We start from the raw sequence: 14,949 nt of genomic DNA on the forward strand, positions 1-14,949 counted from the left end.
CCAGCAGTTTGCCTCGGGCTTCCTTCAGATTCGCAGTCACCCGCGACACCCTTGCCTCTGGCTAACACTTCCCCTTGCCGGGTGTGTAGAGGACTTTCACCTCCAAGTCACCAGCGAGGCCACCACAGCCAAGCTGGTTGCGCTTACGCGCAACGCGCCATGCCTGGCGCACAAGCAGAACGCCCTTCTATATAGAAGAGCTTCCTCACAGGCAGCCACAACCCATAGCAGAGCCAAAAAACGAGACCACCGCGTACAGACGATTAGCCGGCCGCCAAAAAACAAAAAAGCACCCAAGGTGCTTTTTTGTTATCGCTATCAGCTGGACAAGGCCGCCACCCTCGCCCGCGCCGTGTGCAGCTTTTTATAGCTGTCGATCAGGCGAAGGTGCCTGTCGAGCCCTTCCAGTTTCATGCTCGTCGGCGTCAGACCATAGAAACGTACACTGCCATCCACGGACCCTATCGCCGCGTCCATCCGCTCGTTGCCGAACATCCGGCGGAAGTTGACCTCGTAGTCGCTCAGTTCCAGATCATCGTCCAGCTGCATTTCCAGCACGACGTTCACGGCCTGATAAAACAAGCCACGCTCGACGGTGTTGTCGTTGTATTGCAAGAAGGCTTCCACCAGATCCTTGGCCTGGTCAAACTTCTGCAAGGCGAGATAAATCAGCAGCCTCAGCTCCAGGATCGTCAACTTGCCCCACGGCGTGTTGTCGTCGAACTCGATGCCGATCAAGGTGGTGATGTCGGTGTAATCATCCAGCTCGCTGTTTTCCAGCCCCTTGGCCAGCGTTCTCAGGCCGACTTTGCTCAGGCTGTGCAGGTTCAGGATGTCAGCGCGGAACTGCAGCGCTTTGTTGGTGTTATCCCAGATCAAATCTTCTACCGGATAAATTTCCGAGTAATCCGGCACCAGAATGCGGCAGGCCTTGGCACCAATGTGCTCATAGACCGCCATATACACTTCTTTGCCCATGTCTTCGAGAATGCCGAACAAGGTCGCGGCCTCTTCGGTATTGGAGTTTTCACCTTGACCGGAGAAATCCCACTCAACGAATTCGAAATCAGGCTTGGCACTGAAGAAGCGCCACGAGACCACACCGCTGGAATCGATAAAGTGCTCGACGAAGTTGTTCGGCTCAGTCACCGCCTGACCTTCGAAGGTAGGCTGAGGCAGATCGTTCAGACCTTCGAAACTGCGGCCTTGCAGTAATTCCGTCAGGCTGCGCTCCAGTGCCACTTCCAGGCTTGGATGTGCGCCGAACGAGGCAAACACGCCACCGGTACGCGGGTTCATCAAGGTAACGCACATCACAGGGAACTCCCCGCCCAGCGATGCATCCTTGACCAGCACCGGGAAGCCCTGCTCTTCCAGGGCCTGGATACCGGCCAGGATGCCCGGGTATTTCGCCAGCACTTCCTGCGGCACATCCGGCAGAGCCATTTCACCTTCGAGGATTTCGCGCTTGACCGCGCGCTCGAAGATCTCCGACAGGCACTGCACCTGGGCTTCGGCCAGCGTGTTGCCGGCGCTCATGCCATTACTCAGGAACAGGTTTTCGATCAGGTTGGAGGGGAAATACACCACCTCATTGTCTGACTGGCGCACGAACGGCAGTGAACAAATGCCACGCTGGGTGTTGCCGGAATTGGTGTCGTACAGATGTGAGCCACGCAACTCGCCGTCCCGGTCGTAAACCTTCAGGCAGTACTCGTCGAGGATCTCAGTCGGCAGTTCGTCCTTCGGGCCAGGCTTGAACCAGCGCTCGTCCGGGTAATGCACAAACGCCGCATTGGCGATGTCCTCGCCCCAGAACTGATCGTTGTAGAAGAAGTTGCAGTTGAGCCGCTCGATAAACTCGCCCAATGCCGATGCCAGCGCGCCTTCCTTGGTCGCGCCCTTGCCATTGGTAAAACACATTGGCGAGTGCGCATCGCGGATGTGCAGCGACCACACATTGGGAACGATATTGCGCCACGAAGCGATTTCAATCTTCATGCCCAGGTCGGCCAGGATGCACGACATATTGGCGATGGTTTGCTCCAGCGGCAGGTCCTTGCCCACGATGTAGGTGCCCGCTTCGCCAGTCGAGTGCGGCATCAGCAACGCCTGGGCATCGGCGTCGAGGTTTTCGACCTCTTCAATCACAAACTCAGGCCCGGTTTGCACCACCTTCTTTACCGTACAACGGTCGATGGAGCGCAAGATCCCCTGGCGGTCCTTGGCGGAGATGTCCGCCGGCAATTCGACCTGAATCTTGAAAATCTGGTTGTAGCGGTTTTCCGGATCAACAATGTTGTTCTGCGACAGGCGGATATTTTCGGTAGGGATATTGCGAGTTTCGCAATACAACTTCACGAAGTACGCCGCACACAACGCCGACGAAGCCAGGAAGTAATCGAACGGACCCGGTGCCGAGCCATCGCCCTTGTAGCGAATGGGTTGATCGGCGATCACCGTGAAGTCGTCGAACTTGGCTTCAAGTCGAAGGTTGTCGAGAAAGTTGACCTTGATTTCCATGTGCGATTACCAGAATAACGAGCTAAACGATTTGGCCGCCATTATCCGGTTTTTCGGCACTGACCGTTAACTTTCCACTATTTATCGATCAACGCCACACCGCGCTCCTCAAGCAAGCGCACAAACATCGTCAGGCTCCGCGACACCGTCCCCCTGCGCCACACCAGCCAGGTGCGCAGATAGCGGAACGACTCCGACAACGGCCAGACGCTGACCGTCGTGCATCCAGGCATGCTTTCGAGCATGCTGCGGGGCATCAGCGCCAGGCCGGCACCGGCGCTGACGCAGGCCAGCATGCCGTGATAGGACTCCATTTCGAAAATCTTGCCGGGCACCGCCGCTCCATTGGCGAACCAGCTTTCGAAGTGATGGCGATAGGAGCAGTTGGAGCGGAAGGCATAGATGTTTTCGCCATTCACGTCCTTGGCCCGATGAATCGGCTCATGGTTGAGCGGTGCGATCAGAACCATTTCCTCCTCGAAAGCAGGCACGCCCTCCAGTGCCGGATGCAGCACCGGACCATCGACGAATGCAGCGGCCAGCCGCCCCGACAGCACCCCATCGATCATGGTCCCGGAGGGCCCGGTGGACAGGTCCAGTTCAACTTTGGCGTGCTTCTGGTTATAGGCGGCCAGTAGCTCTGGAATACGTACCGCTGCAGTACTTTCCAGCGAGCCCAGGGCGAAGGCTCCCTGGGGTTCTTCACCCGCCACTGTCGCGCGCGCCTCCTGAACCAGGTCGAGAATACGCCGAGCGTAATCCAGAAAGCTCCAGCCGGCCGGCGACAGGCGCAGACGACTCTTCTCGCGGATAAACAGATCCACACCCAGATCCAGTTCAAGCTGCTTGATTCGGGTCGTGAGATTCGATGGCACCCGGTGGATATGTTGGGCAGCCACGCTGATGCTGCCGTGCTCGGCGACAGCCTTGAAGATTTCGAGCTGAACCAGATCCAAGTCATTCTCCAAACGTGAACGTTATGCTCAGTATTATTCAGTTTCCAGAAAACATATAGCCCCATAACCTGAGCACATTCCTACCTTGCAGGACGGTGCCATGACCAACGTATCCAGCCTTACCCATGCCATTTCGATCAACCCGACCACGGGCGAGCAAATCGGCCATTACCCTTTCGAATCCGATTCGGCACTGCAGGCCGCACTGACGCGGGCCGCTACCGGATTTCGCGCCTGGCGCGGCAAACCGGTTGAACAGCGCGCGCAGCTGTTGATCAACCTCGGCCAAGCCTTGCGCAACAATGCCGAGGCCATGGCGAACATGATCACCCAGGAAATGGGCAAGCCGATTGCCCAGGCCCGCGGTGAAATTGAAAAATGTGCACAGCTCTGCGAGTGGTACGCCGAACACGGCCCCGCCATGCTGAGCCCGGAGCCTACCTCGGTGGACGGCGGCAAGGCGCGCATCGAATATCGCCCCCTGGGCCCGATTCTCGCCGTGATGCCGTGGAACTTCCCCATCTGGCAAGTCCTGCGCGGCGCGGTCCCCACCCTGCTCGCCGGTAATACCTATGTGCTCAAGCACGCGCCCAACGTCATGGGCAGCGCCTACCTGCTGCTGGAGACCTTCAAGCAAGCGGACTTCCCCGAAGGTGTTTTCGAGGTCATCAACGTCACTCCGGAAGGTGTATCCAAAGCTATTGCCGATCCACGCATCGCGGCCGTCACTCTCACCGGTAGCGTACGTGCGGGCATGGCCATCGGTGCTCAAGCCGGAGCCGCACTGAAGAAATGCGTATTGGAACTGGGTGGCTCCGACCCATTTATCGTGCTCGACGACGCCGACCTCGATGAGGCGGTGAAAGCCGCCGTGATCGGGCGTTATCAAAACACCGGACAAGTCTGCGCCGCCGCCAAACGCCTGATTGTCGAGCAGGGCGTTGTCGAGGAATTTACGCGCAAGTTCGTCGAAGCCACCCAACAATTGGTTGTCGGTGATCCACTGGCCACCACCACCTATATCGGCCCGATGGCTCGCTTCGATCTGCGTGACGAACTGGACCAACAGGTGCGCGACACACTGGAAGAAGGTGCGACGCTGCTGATGGGTGGAAAGAAGACGCAAGGCCCTGGCAACTACTATGAGCCCACCGTACTCGGCGAAGTGACCGATCAGATGACATCATTCAAACAGGAATTGTTTGGTCCTGTGGCCTCAATCATCACGGCCCGAGACGCCGCCCATGCGCTGGAGTTGGCCAATGACAGCGAGTTCGGCCTCACCGCCACCCTCTACACGCGCAATGCCGAACTTGCCCGGCAGATGACCAACGAACTTGAAACCGGCGGCGTGTTCATCAACGGCTATAGCGCCAGCGATCCGCGCGTCAGTTTTGGTGGCGTGAAGAAGAGCGGCTTTGGCCGGGAACTCTCGCACTTCGGAGTGCGCGAATTCTGTAATGCCCAAACGGTTTGGCTGGATCGGCGCTAAGGGGGCGTAGTGTTCCGAACTTGTTCAACTTGCCGACCGTTTCTCTGGAGTTCAGCCTGGCTGATCATTGCCTAGAGTGCACCGACCGCTCGCCTCAGCAATGCGATCCATTTCGGTAATTTATGGATATCGGCGGAACACTCGATAATCAGCTCAAGTGTCGCGACACGTTTTGCGGATCAACAAATCGTGTCGATCTCAATTAAGAACCCGGAACGGTGACCGGGTTCTGTTTTCATTCTTGAATGGGAAGGTCAGCTCGCAGCTCCTGCATGTTGAGCAATCCCTGTTTTCTGGGATTGCCGCACATCCAACAGGAACATACCTTCCCATGGTTTGCAAAAAGCCCGACGCTTTTCTCGCTGGTTGACCAGCTTTCATAAGCGCTTTGCTTTAAAGGAACCCAACTGAAACCTGAAGTCAGTTACTGCGGCTGAGTTGAACGTTCTGGGATGTACATTCGGTGGTGCTAACAGTACCCATGAAAGCATTCATCTTCACGGAGCACTTCTCGATATTCAAGCCATTACGTCCATCGCTTGAGATGTTGGTGACATATGGGCCCGCAGTTGTGCAGCCTGCCAAAACAGCGAGCAAGCCCAAGGCAACGATATTGAATTTCACATGAGTCCTTTCGAGCGGTGGCCTGAGCCAAATGGTTCGCCGAAAACGGCATTGAAACGTAGTCAAAAGCTTAGACCAACCCGAAAAAATCACCCACTCCTCTGTCTCATCCGGTTACGGTGAAGCCATGATTATCGCCATCGTAATGCCCCTCTACATGGCTTGGCTCATCTACAAGGGGTCGCGGCGATGACATCAGACTCGCTTCTTCCCCTTTGCCCAGCCAGCGACCATCAGGACCAACCCAGGAATCCAAAGGCCGGGCGCGGTGATCGCCAGACCGCAGACAACTAGCGGCAGTCCGGTTAAAAACAACGGATTTCGAAACGCCTTTTCCATAGCAACCACTCCATTAATAGTTCCTCTCATTAAACCATATGGCCTGCCGGCGAACTGCGAATAGTCAACGACACCGGAAAAGGCTCTTCAACGGTCGTCCCCTGCTACTCAAGCGACCAAGACACAGCGAGGCAGTCTTCTTGCGCCGTGACCTTGGGATGAGCTGAAGATTCCACCAGAAACGCGCCTACACTGAGATGCACAACGTTTGAGAGCACATGGAGCTCCACGCATGCGGACTAGCGCCCTTGTGATACTCCTTATCAGCTATGCCGTGCTGATGGTGGTTTTTTTCAAGCTAAATGCTCGAAACAATCGGCGCCGCAGAGAAGGTCTTTACGAAGCCTTTGAAACTACAATGCGACAGCATGGGATCAAGTCGTTCGAGATACTCAAGGAAAGTATTTATATCGGTAACAACTTTCGGCCATCAGAACTGTACCGAGTATTGTTGGACGATTCCGGGCACTACTTTCTTTACCAGCATGCCAGCAATAGGCAGCCAGTTTTCATGCCGCTGACCGAAGAGCGAGCGTTACAGGCTGCACAGGGTGACATAGGAATTCAGGCATAGATCATCGCAACTGTTGCCAAAATGTAGTGGATGCCGACCTGTGCCAGGGACACATGCAGCGTCTCGCTGGTGGCAGTAGGTGGCCGGATGAAGTGAACATTGCCCGCGAGCATCGCGTTACCGCCGATCGCGATTGAGGCATGGATGATCTTGCCCACCCATCGTGGACCTTTGCGCACAGCACGCGCAAGTTCGCCCACAAACCGTTCAGTCCGCAGGCGACTGCATTCCCCCCGAACCTCTTCACGCCATCAGTCACCTCTGGGGAGAGAGTGTGTGTAACGCAACTGGCGAGGCGAACCGCTAAATCATAGCTCACCTTCAAAGCGTCCCTACCACCTGTTGCTACTGATGCGACATTGACCCAGTTGCCGACGCAACGCTGACTCAATACCAATGGCAAAAATCCAGCACTGGTAACAGTTCACGAAGCATCAGCCTAGGTCAGTGAAATTTCGGCAACCAGGTCAATTTCGCATCAGCAGCAACAGGCAGCGGAGTGAATGCCGTCTGTGTGCACCCCGGCGGGATCAGTTCCAATATTGAGTAGGCCGGACGGCGGGTCAAGCAGGCGGGATTGGAGGAAGAACAGGTGTCGGCCAGCGCGGAAAAGATGCTACTCACCTCGCCGGAACATTGTGCTGCCGACATTCTAAAAGGTGTTCGACTCGGCGACCGCCGCATTCTCACAGGCAACAAATCAACCACTACGTTCTGGTTGGCAAGACTATTGCCAAACGCCTATCCAAAAGTATTGAGCTGGCTCAAATGCTTAGATCCGGACTGACCTGCGGTTAGCTTTCAGAGCCCTCCCCCTAGCAAATACTTTGACAATCCACACGGCATCTGCAACGATAATTTCGTCAGTGTACTGATCTAATTTGGCGCATTGGCACATGATTGATGGCACAGGCTGCATGTGCGACACGCTTCGTCTCCAGGGTCGATTGAAGGATCAGTTTGGTCAATGCACATAATCAGTATACTGACTAATATCATTGATCATCGAGCATGGGACGACAAAGCCGTGAGTTCTGAACCTTCCCAGAGGGCCTTACGATGGAAACGACACAAAACCGAAAAATAACCGTCGCAGAGCAAGCAGGCGCCCTGCTCTTGCTCACTACGAACCCGATGTTTGCCTTACCGGCATGAACCTCCCGGCCAGTGGAGGTGTTCCTGGTTGAGACCCGGCCAGTTGCTCCACGCCACAAGGATCAGGTTTCTAAAAACAACAACAAGAGTCAGATGCCATGCGAAAGATCGATATCAATCAATTGATAGACGGGGCACGTTTCAATCCCTTCCACTGGCGTGTGCTGTTCTGGTGCACGCTGATCCTTATATTTGACGGCTACGATTTGGTGATCTACGGCGTTGTACTGCCATCGCTGATGCAAGACTGGGGTTTGACACCCGTACAAGCTGGCACGCTAGGTAGTTTTGCGCTGTTCGGTATGATGTTTGGTGCGCTGATCTTGGGCCCACTTGCGGACAAGATCGGTCGTAAACCAATTATCGTAGGCGGAATCGCGCTATTCAGCACATTCACCGCGCTGACCGGTTTTTGCACGGACCCTACCCAGTTCGGTATCTGTCGTTTTATCGCAGGATTCGCCATCGGCGGCGTCATGCCCAATGCGGTAGCGCTAATGAGCGAGTACGCGCCGAAGAAACTTCGCAGCACTCTCGTGGCAATCATGTTCAGCGGCTACTCGGTGGGCGGGATGATCTCTGCCGGACTGGGCGTTGTGCTCTTGCCAAACTTCGGTTGGCAATCACTGTTCTACGTCGCTGCCATTCCATTGCTGTTGCTACCGATGATTTATCGATCATTGTCCGAATCCGTGGGATTCATGGTGCGTCAAGGTCGCACGACCGAGGCGAGCCGTGTCATACAACGGATTGAGCCAAGCTTTGTCCCACAGGCAAATGACGACTTCAGCACAGCGACGCCAAAAACTGCTGGAGCGCCAATGGTCCAACTGTTTCGCGAGGGCCGCGCGATTAGCACTCTGCTGCTCTGGACCTCGTGTTTCTGCTGCTTGTTGATGATTTACGCTCTGGGCTCCTGGCTGCCGAAACTGATGATTAATGCCGGTTATGGACTGGGATCAAGCATCATGTTTCTGTTGGTGCTCAATCTCGGCGCGATCGTTGGCGCAATCAGTGGCGGTTGGCTTGGAGACCGTTTCAACTTGCGAAATGTGGTGGTGGTGTTCTTCATCATTGCAGCGCTATCTATCAGTTCACTCGGCCTCCACCCGCCTACGGCCGTCCTCTACGCGCTGGTCGCGATAGCAGGTGCAAGCACCATTGGGACGCAGATTCTGGCGTGGGCCTTGGTTGCCCAGTTCTACCCGATGGGCATCCGTTCGACCGGCCTCGGCTGGGCGTCGGGCATCGGACGCACCGGAGCGATAGTGGGACCGATTTTGGGAGGCGTGCTGGTTGGTATTCAACTGCCACTGCAGTTTAACTTCATTGTCTTCGCCATCCCGGGAGCCGTTGCTGCATTAGCGATGTGCTTCGTTTACCAGCGCAAGTCCAAAGTTCAACCGCAGGCGTCAGCCCGTACTGCGCTGCAGGACTGAACCGCGACCTGGATGCCCTGTAGAAACTGCCGCCAGGCGGCTGTGCTCGACCACGTTTGCGGATCGATCACAGCCGTCTGACGGCAGTCAGTGGAGAGGACTGTTCTTGTAAAAGCGTGCACAAGAACGCCTCGCTAAAAGCCCCGGCAGTCGGCTTCATCACCCCAGTCGTCACTACGTAAAAACCCTTGCTGATTACTCTCTGCCGACAACGGTCGGCGGTCTACTGCATGGCGTGTGCCTGCAGACTTTGCATGATTTCCATAGACAGCGGGCGTGTTGAAGCGGACTTGGGCGCTACCCGAAAAACACCTGAACGCTAAAAAACATCTAATAAGAAGAAACCCCCATGAAAAAACGTGTCCAAAAAACATCCCCTCTGCTCCTGAGCATCGCCATTCTCCAGACGCCACTCTCGGCCCTGGCTGCCGGGGGTTTCATCGAGGGCTCCAGCGCGACCCTGCAGGCCCGTAACTATTACTTCAGCCGAGATTTCTCCGACCTCGTTGGCCCCAACAAACAGTCCAAAGCCCAGGAGTGGGGTCAAGGCTTTATCCTCAACGTCAAATCCGGTTATACCCCGGGTGTCGTGGGTTTCGGCGTGGACGCCATTGGCCTGCTGGGCCTCAAGCTGGACAGTAGCCCGGATCGCGTCAAGAGCGGATTACTGCCAGTGCATGGTGACGGCAAGGCCGCCGACGAATACAGCCGTCTGGGCCTGGCATTGAAGGCCAGGTTGTCGAACAGCGAATTGAAGATCGGTGAACTGCAACCCAACCTTCCCGTGCTTACCTTCAGCGATACCCGCCTGCTCCCGCCCTCCTATCAAGGTGCCAGCCTGGTCTCCAATGAGATCAACGGACTGACGCTGCAGGCCGGTCAACTGCATTCCACCAGTTTGCGCGACGAGGCAGGCGACGAAAAAATGCAGGCCATGGTCGGTTCAGTAGTGAAACGCCAAGCCAGCGCTGACCACTTCAACTACGCAGGTGTCGATTATGCATTCAATGATAAGCGCAGCAGTGTTGGCGCCTGGTACGCCCAATTGGAAGACCTCTACAACCAGCGTTTCTTTAGCCTCAAGCACAGCCTGCCTTTGGGTGACTGGACGCTGGGCGCCACCGTCGGTTACTACGACTCCAGCGCTGATGGCAAGAAACTGATAGGCGAAGTGGACAACCAGGCACTCCACTCTCTTCTATCGGCCAAGTACGGTGGGCACACAATCTCGCTGGGTTATCAGGCAATGTTCGGTGATCAAGGCTTCGCCCGGGTATTCGCCAACGTCAGCCCTCTGAGCAACGAGGTGATGACCTACGCGTTCGACTCCGCCGACGAGCGCTCCATGCAGGCGCGCTACGATTACAACTTCGCCGCGCTGGGCATTCCGGGCCTGACCACCATGGTGCGTTACGTCAAAGGTGACAACGTAAAGACTGTTGGCGACTTTGAAGGCCAGGAGTGGGAGCGCGATCTGGACATTGGCTATGTCATCCAGAGTGGCCCGCTGAAAAACGTCGGCATCCTGGCTCGCAATGCCACCGCGCGCTCCAACTACCGCTCCGATGTCAACGAGAATCGCCTGATCCTCAATTACACCCTGAGCCTGTTCTAAGAAACGCTGACGCGCCTCGTCACAGATGAGGCGCGTTGCTGACAGCTGCCCCCGTGTTTTTCGCAGAGTCCAAAAGCGCCCGGGGCAACAAGACCTTAGCGGACCCCACAGCCATGAACAAAAATCTGAGCTTCAGCCATAAAATCCTGCTGGCCGCCGCCCTCATCGTCATTACCGCCCTTGCCTCGTTCACGCTGTATAACGACTACTTTCAGCGCAATGCGATTCGCCGGGACCTGGACAATTACCTGCATGAGACGGGCAACATTGCCGCCAACAACATTCAGATCTGGTTGAGCGGACGCATTCTGCTGATCGAAAACCTCGCGCAGAACATCGCCCTCAACCCCGAACAGCCTGAAATTGCCAAATTACTTGAACAAAAGGCCATGAGTTCAACCTTCTTGTCTGCTTTCGTGGGCGATGCCCGCGGCAGTTTCATTATCCGCCCTGACGCGAAAATGCCTGACGACTTCGACCCGCGCGCTCGCCCCTGGTACAAGAGCGCTGAAAACAACGCCAGTAGCATCCTGACTGAACCTTATGTCGAAGCAGCGACACACCAGACGGTTATCACTATTGCCAGCGCGTCGAAAAAAGCCGGGCAAAGCGTTGGCGTGGTCGGCGGTGCCCTGAGCCTGCAAACCCTGATCGACAACCTCAAAGCGCTGAACTTCAGCGGCATGGGCTATGCCTTCCTGGTCAGCGCCGACGGCAAGATCCTGGTGCACCCGGACAAATCGTTGGTGATGAAGTCCCTGGGCGAGGCGTATCCGCAAAACACCCCGCGGATCAGCGGCGACTTCAGTGAAGTCGAAGTCGACGGCAAGACGCGCATCATGACCTTCGCCCACATCCAAGGGCTGCCATCGGTCAACTGGTACATCGGACTGTCCGTGGACAAGGACCAGGCGTTCTCGATGCTCAACGACTTCCGCGCCTCGGCGATCATTGCCACCACCATTGCGGTAGTGATTATCATCGCCTTGCTCGGCATGTTGATCCGCTTGCTGATCCAGCCATTGCACGCGATGACTCACGCGATGCAGGACATCGCCGATGGCGACGGTGACCTGACCCGTCGCCTGAACATCCAGAGCCAGGACGAGTTCGGCATTCTCGGCAATGCCTTCAACCGTTTCGTGGAGCGCATTCACCGCTCGATCCGCGAAGTGTCATCGGCCACCGAGCATGTCAATGAAGTCGCACAACGCGTTGTCAGTGCATCGAACGCGTCGATGTTCAACAGCGACGAACAGTCTAGCCGGACCAGCAGCGTTGCGGCCGCGATCAATCAGCTGGGCGCGGCCACCCAGGAAATTGCCCGCAACGCAGCGCACGCCTCGCACCAGGCCAGCGCTGCCCGCCATCTCGCCGAGGACGGTCAGCAAGTGGTGGATCGCAGTATCGCGTCGATGAACCAACTCTCGAGTCTGCTCAGCGCCTCCAGTACCCACATCGAATCGCTCAACAACAAGACCGTGAACATCGGGCAGATTCTCGAAGTGATCACCAGCATCTCCCAGCAGACCAACCTGCTGGCCCTGAATGCGGCCATCGAAGCGGCCCGCGCTGGCGAGGCCGGCAGAGGTTTCGCGGTGGTTGCCGATGAAGTGCGCAACCTGGCACACCGGACCCAGGAGTCGGCGCAACAAGTGCAGGCCATGATAGAAGAGCTGCAAGTGGGTGCCCGCGAATCAGTCAGCACCATGGATGAAAGCCAGCGTCACAGCCAGGACAGCGTAGAGATTGCCAACCTTGCCGGCAAGCGCCTGAGCAGCATGACCCTACGCATCGGCGAAATCGACGGTATGAACCAGTCGGTGGCCACCGCCACCGAGGAGCAAACCGCCGTGGTTGGTTCGATCAACATGGACATCACCGAGATCAACACACTGAATCGCGAAGGCGTGGAAAACCTTCAATCGACCTTACTGGCCTGCTCAGACCTTGAGCAGCAGGCCGCGCGTCTGAAGCAATTGGTTGGCAGTTTCCGGATCTAAGCCGCATGTGCCGGAAGAACCGGCGCGCAACAACCGCTGCGGCGCAAACAAGTCCCTGTAGCCGCTACGCTTCCATTTTCGCCTGCAGGCCGTCCACCGCTGGAGAGTGGACTGGCTCACAAGCTTGGTGAATGGTGGTCTTGCGGTATTTCAGCATCCCGCCACTGCGTTCATTGAGGTAGGCCGTGATCTCGCCAACAATGGCCAAGGCCACGCTCGCCGGGGTATCGCCCCCCAGATCCAGGCCGATCGGATAGTGAAGCCTGGGCAGGCTTTCTGGCAAACGGGCCAAAGCGCCCATCTCATCGAGCAGTCGTTCTGTTCGCTCTCGAGGGCCCAACTGCCCGACATAGGCAGGTGAACATTGCAGAACGTTTTCCAGCCAATGCCGATCCTGTCGGAAGCTATGGGTCATGACCACCACCGCGGCTCCGTCGACAGCGCTGGATAAGTTAAAAGGCTCGTGGATAGGTGCAACAATGACCTGGCTTGCTCCAGGGAACCGTTCCGGGCGAGCAAAGTGCGCACGCCCGTCCACCACCGTTACATGCCAGTTCAAATCCCTGGCGAACCGCACCAAAGGCTGGGCGTCATGACCCGCGCCAAAGATCATCAGTCGACGCTGTGGCGCGATGTATTCGAGAAAGACCTCGACTTCATCGGCACCGCTTCCGTAAATCATCAACTGAGACTTCCTGCGCGCAAGGGTACTGCGCAAATCACCCTGCAGGGCGTGTTGAAGCGCTTGGCAGCGGATGCCCTCACACGCGTTCATAAAGGCGTTCAGTCCCATTCGAGCACCGACTCGCACACGGGCTGTTCGGCCCGCGGCTATGACGGTCGCCAGTGCTGCCGGTTGACCGGTGGCCTTCACCCGTTGCAGCACATCGAGCAACAGACTCCGCTTGCCGGCATCATGCCGTTCCAGGAGTACATGCACGGTACCGTTGCAGCCCAGGCCAAACGTCAGCGCCGCGTCTTCATCATCGGCGTCCTCCTCTTCCTGGGCTGCCGTGCTGTAACGACGAACCACTGCCCCGCCGGACTCGGTCAACCACCAGGCCTTCCTGGCCAACTCCTGTTCCAGACAACCGCCGCTTATAGTTCCGACTGTCTGGCCAAACAGTGGAATCAGCATCCTCGCACCCGGACGCCGATAGGCCGAACCCTCGACCTTGACGACCGTGGCCAGTACAGCATCGATCTTTGTGCTGTTGGCTTGATCCAATGCATCGAGCAAGGAGTACAAATCAGACATGGCCACTCTCCCGGTTCAAATTCAGTTGATTGCTGCGCCATCGTCTTCAAGTGATCGGCCCCTCGTTTGCAGGGAAAAACAGCGTTGCCAACAACCCGCCTAACGCATTGAACGGGAGTACTATTCATTCCCTTGCATTCGTCGAAGAACAATGCGACATCGATCTAATGCATACGGTGAACGAGAAACCCCGGGGCGCCCAAAGAATCCCTTTGGCCGGAGTGCCCAGTTCAGAGACCGGTGGCGCACTACCACGGAATGTCATGTCATTTCCTAGCCATAAACATCGCTACGCATAATCGTCAAGGGCAACAGTTTGAACAAAAAAACAGGTATCAGAGCCCAGCAGGCCGACCAGACCAAGGCTCGTATTCTCAAGGCCGCGGTCAAGGTCTTCACCCGTGATGGTTATGCGGGCGGGCGGATCGAACAGATTTCCAGTGAAGCCGAGTCCAATGACCGGATGATCTATTACTATTTCGGCAGCAAGGAAAACCTCTTTGTACGGGTGCTTGAACACACTTATGAAGCATTCAACCATGCCGAAAGCATGCTGCGCCTGGACCTTTCGAACCCTGTGCAGGCCCTGCGTGAACGAGTGGCGTTCGTCTGGCATTACTACGTAAAGCATCCGGAATTCGTCGCTATCCTCAATATCGAAAACCTGCACGAGGGCAAGCACGCCAGGCAGTCCAGTGAGCTTCGTCGCTTGTCCGGTGCCACGCTGGGCGTGATCACACCGCTCATCGAAGCGGGTCAGCGGCAGGGGGTGTTTCGCCAGGACGTCGACATCAATCACGTTTACCTGATGATCGCCTCGCTCTGCTACTTCTATAACTCCAACCGGCACACCCTCACCTCATTTCTTGGTCAAGACCTGGCGGATCAAGGCCAGCAGCAGGACTGGCTGGCGTTCATCAGCGATCTGGTGGTGCGCGGTGTGCTGACACTGCCTGCGTCTCAGTGACTCT

11 protein-coding genes and 1 pseudogene are annotated in these 14,949 nt (G+C 56.6%); 8 read left to right on the forward strand and 4 right to left on the reverse strand.

From position 1 onward, the window contains the following. Positions 1–318: 318 nt before the first annotated feature. The gene (locus tag KGB07_RS04965; RefSeq protein WP_046042976.1) at positions 319–2,523 is read right to left on the reverse strand and encodes an OsmC domain/YcaO domain-containing protein; all 2,205 of its coding nucleotides are present in this window, start codon (positions 2,521–2,523) and stop codon (positions 319–321) included. A gap of 77 nt (positions 2,524–2,600) precedes the next feature. After that, positions 2,601–3,479 carry a putrescine utilization regulator PtrR gene (ptrR, locus tag KGB07_RS04970; protein ID WP_046042975.1) on the reverse strand — a complete coding sequence of 293 codons (879 nt, stop codon included), beginning with the start codon at positions 3,477–3,479 and terminating at the stop codon, positions 2,601–2,603. Between the two features lie 100 nt (positions 3,480–3,579). Between ptrR and KGB07_RS04975 the strand changes: the two genes are divergently transcribed. Next, complete coding sequence (locus KGB07_RS04975; protein ID WP_046042974.1) at positions 3,580–4,971, forward strand: aldehyde dehydrogenase family protein; 1,392 nt, start codon at positions 3,580–3,582, stop codon at positions 4,969–4,971. Positions 4,972–6,166: 1,195 nt separating this feature from the next. Further along, positions 6,167–6,508 (forward strand): hypothetical protein, encoded by a 342-nt coding sequence (locus tag KGB07_RS04980; protein ID WP_046042973.1) that lies wholly within the window; start codon positions 6,167–6,169, stop codon positions 6,506–6,508. Here the strand turns inward: KGB07_RS04980 and KGB07_RS04985 are convergent. After that, the gene (locus KGB07_RS04985; protein WP_185754845.1) at positions 6,499–6,666 is read right to left on the reverse strand and encodes a hypothetical protein; all 168 of its coding nucleotides are present in this window, start codon (positions 6,664–6,666) and stop codon (positions 6,499–6,501) included. The two genes, KGB07_RS04980 and KGB07_RS04985, sit on opposite strands and share 10 nt — an antisense overlap. Positions 6,667–7,085: 419 nt before the next feature. On the opposite strand from KGB07_RS04985, the gene KGB07_RS04990 reads away from it, so the two are divergent. From KGB07_RS04990 to KGB07_RS29650, 5 genes and pseudogenes are all read left to right on the forward strand, one after another. Beyond that, the gene (locus KGB07_RS04990; protein WP_223464779.1) at positions 7,086–7,295 is read left to right on the forward strand and encodes a hypothetical protein; all 210 of its coding nucleotides are present in this window, start codon (positions 7,086–7,088) and stop codon (positions 7,293–7,295) included. 466 nt (positions 7,296–7,761) lie between these two features. Continuing rightward, entirely contained in the window at positions 7,762–9,102 is a 1,341-nt protein-coding gene (locus KGB07_RS04995) for an MFS transporter (protein WP_046042970.1), read from the forward strand. 349 nt (positions 9,103–9,451) lie between these two features. Next, a complete protein-coding gene (locus KGB07_RS05000; protein ID WP_223464784.1) occupies positions 9,452–10,717 on the forward strand; it encodes an OprD family porin in 1,266 nt (421 codons plus the stop codon). 113 nt (positions 10,718–10,830) lie between these two features. Beyond that, positions 10,831–11,862, forward strand: a pseudogene (locus tag KGB07_RS29645) (cache domain-containing protein); the annotation flags it as partial. A 93-nt stretch (positions 11,863–11,955) separates the two neighbouring features. Continuing rightward, positions 11,956–12,720: a methyl-accepting chemotaxis protein gene (locus KGB07_RS29650; protein WP_404942372.1), complete on the forward strand. Its 765-nt coding sequence runs from the start codon at positions 11,956–11,958 to the stop codon at positions 12,718–12,720. A 64-nt stretch (positions 12,721–12,784) separates the two neighbouring features. Here KGB07_RS29650 and KGB07_RS05010 read toward each other — a convergent pair whose 3' ends face one another. Further along, on the reverse strand, positions 12,785–13,978 hold the full coding sequence (locus KGB07_RS05010) for an XdhC family protein (protein ID WP_223464785.1): 1,194 nt from the start codon (positions 13,976–13,978) through the stop codon (positions 12,785–12,787). A 316-nt stretch (positions 13,979–14,294) separates the two neighbouring features. Between KGB07_RS05010 and KGB07_RS05015 the strand changes: the two genes are divergently transcribed. After that, positions 14,295–14,945, forward strand: a complete 651-nt coding sequence (locus KGB07_RS05015) for a TetR/AcrR family transcriptional regulator (RefSeq protein ID WP_223464786.1) — start codon at positions 14,295–14,297, stop codon at positions 14,943–14,945. Positions 14,946–14,949 lie beyond the last annotated feature (4 nt).

The organism is Pseudomonas sp. GL-RE-26 (assembly GCF_019956275.1).
Lineage (GTDB): Bacteria > Pseudomonadota > Gammaproteobacteria > Pseudomonadales > Pseudomonadaceae > Aquipseudomonas > Aquipseudomonas grandcourensis.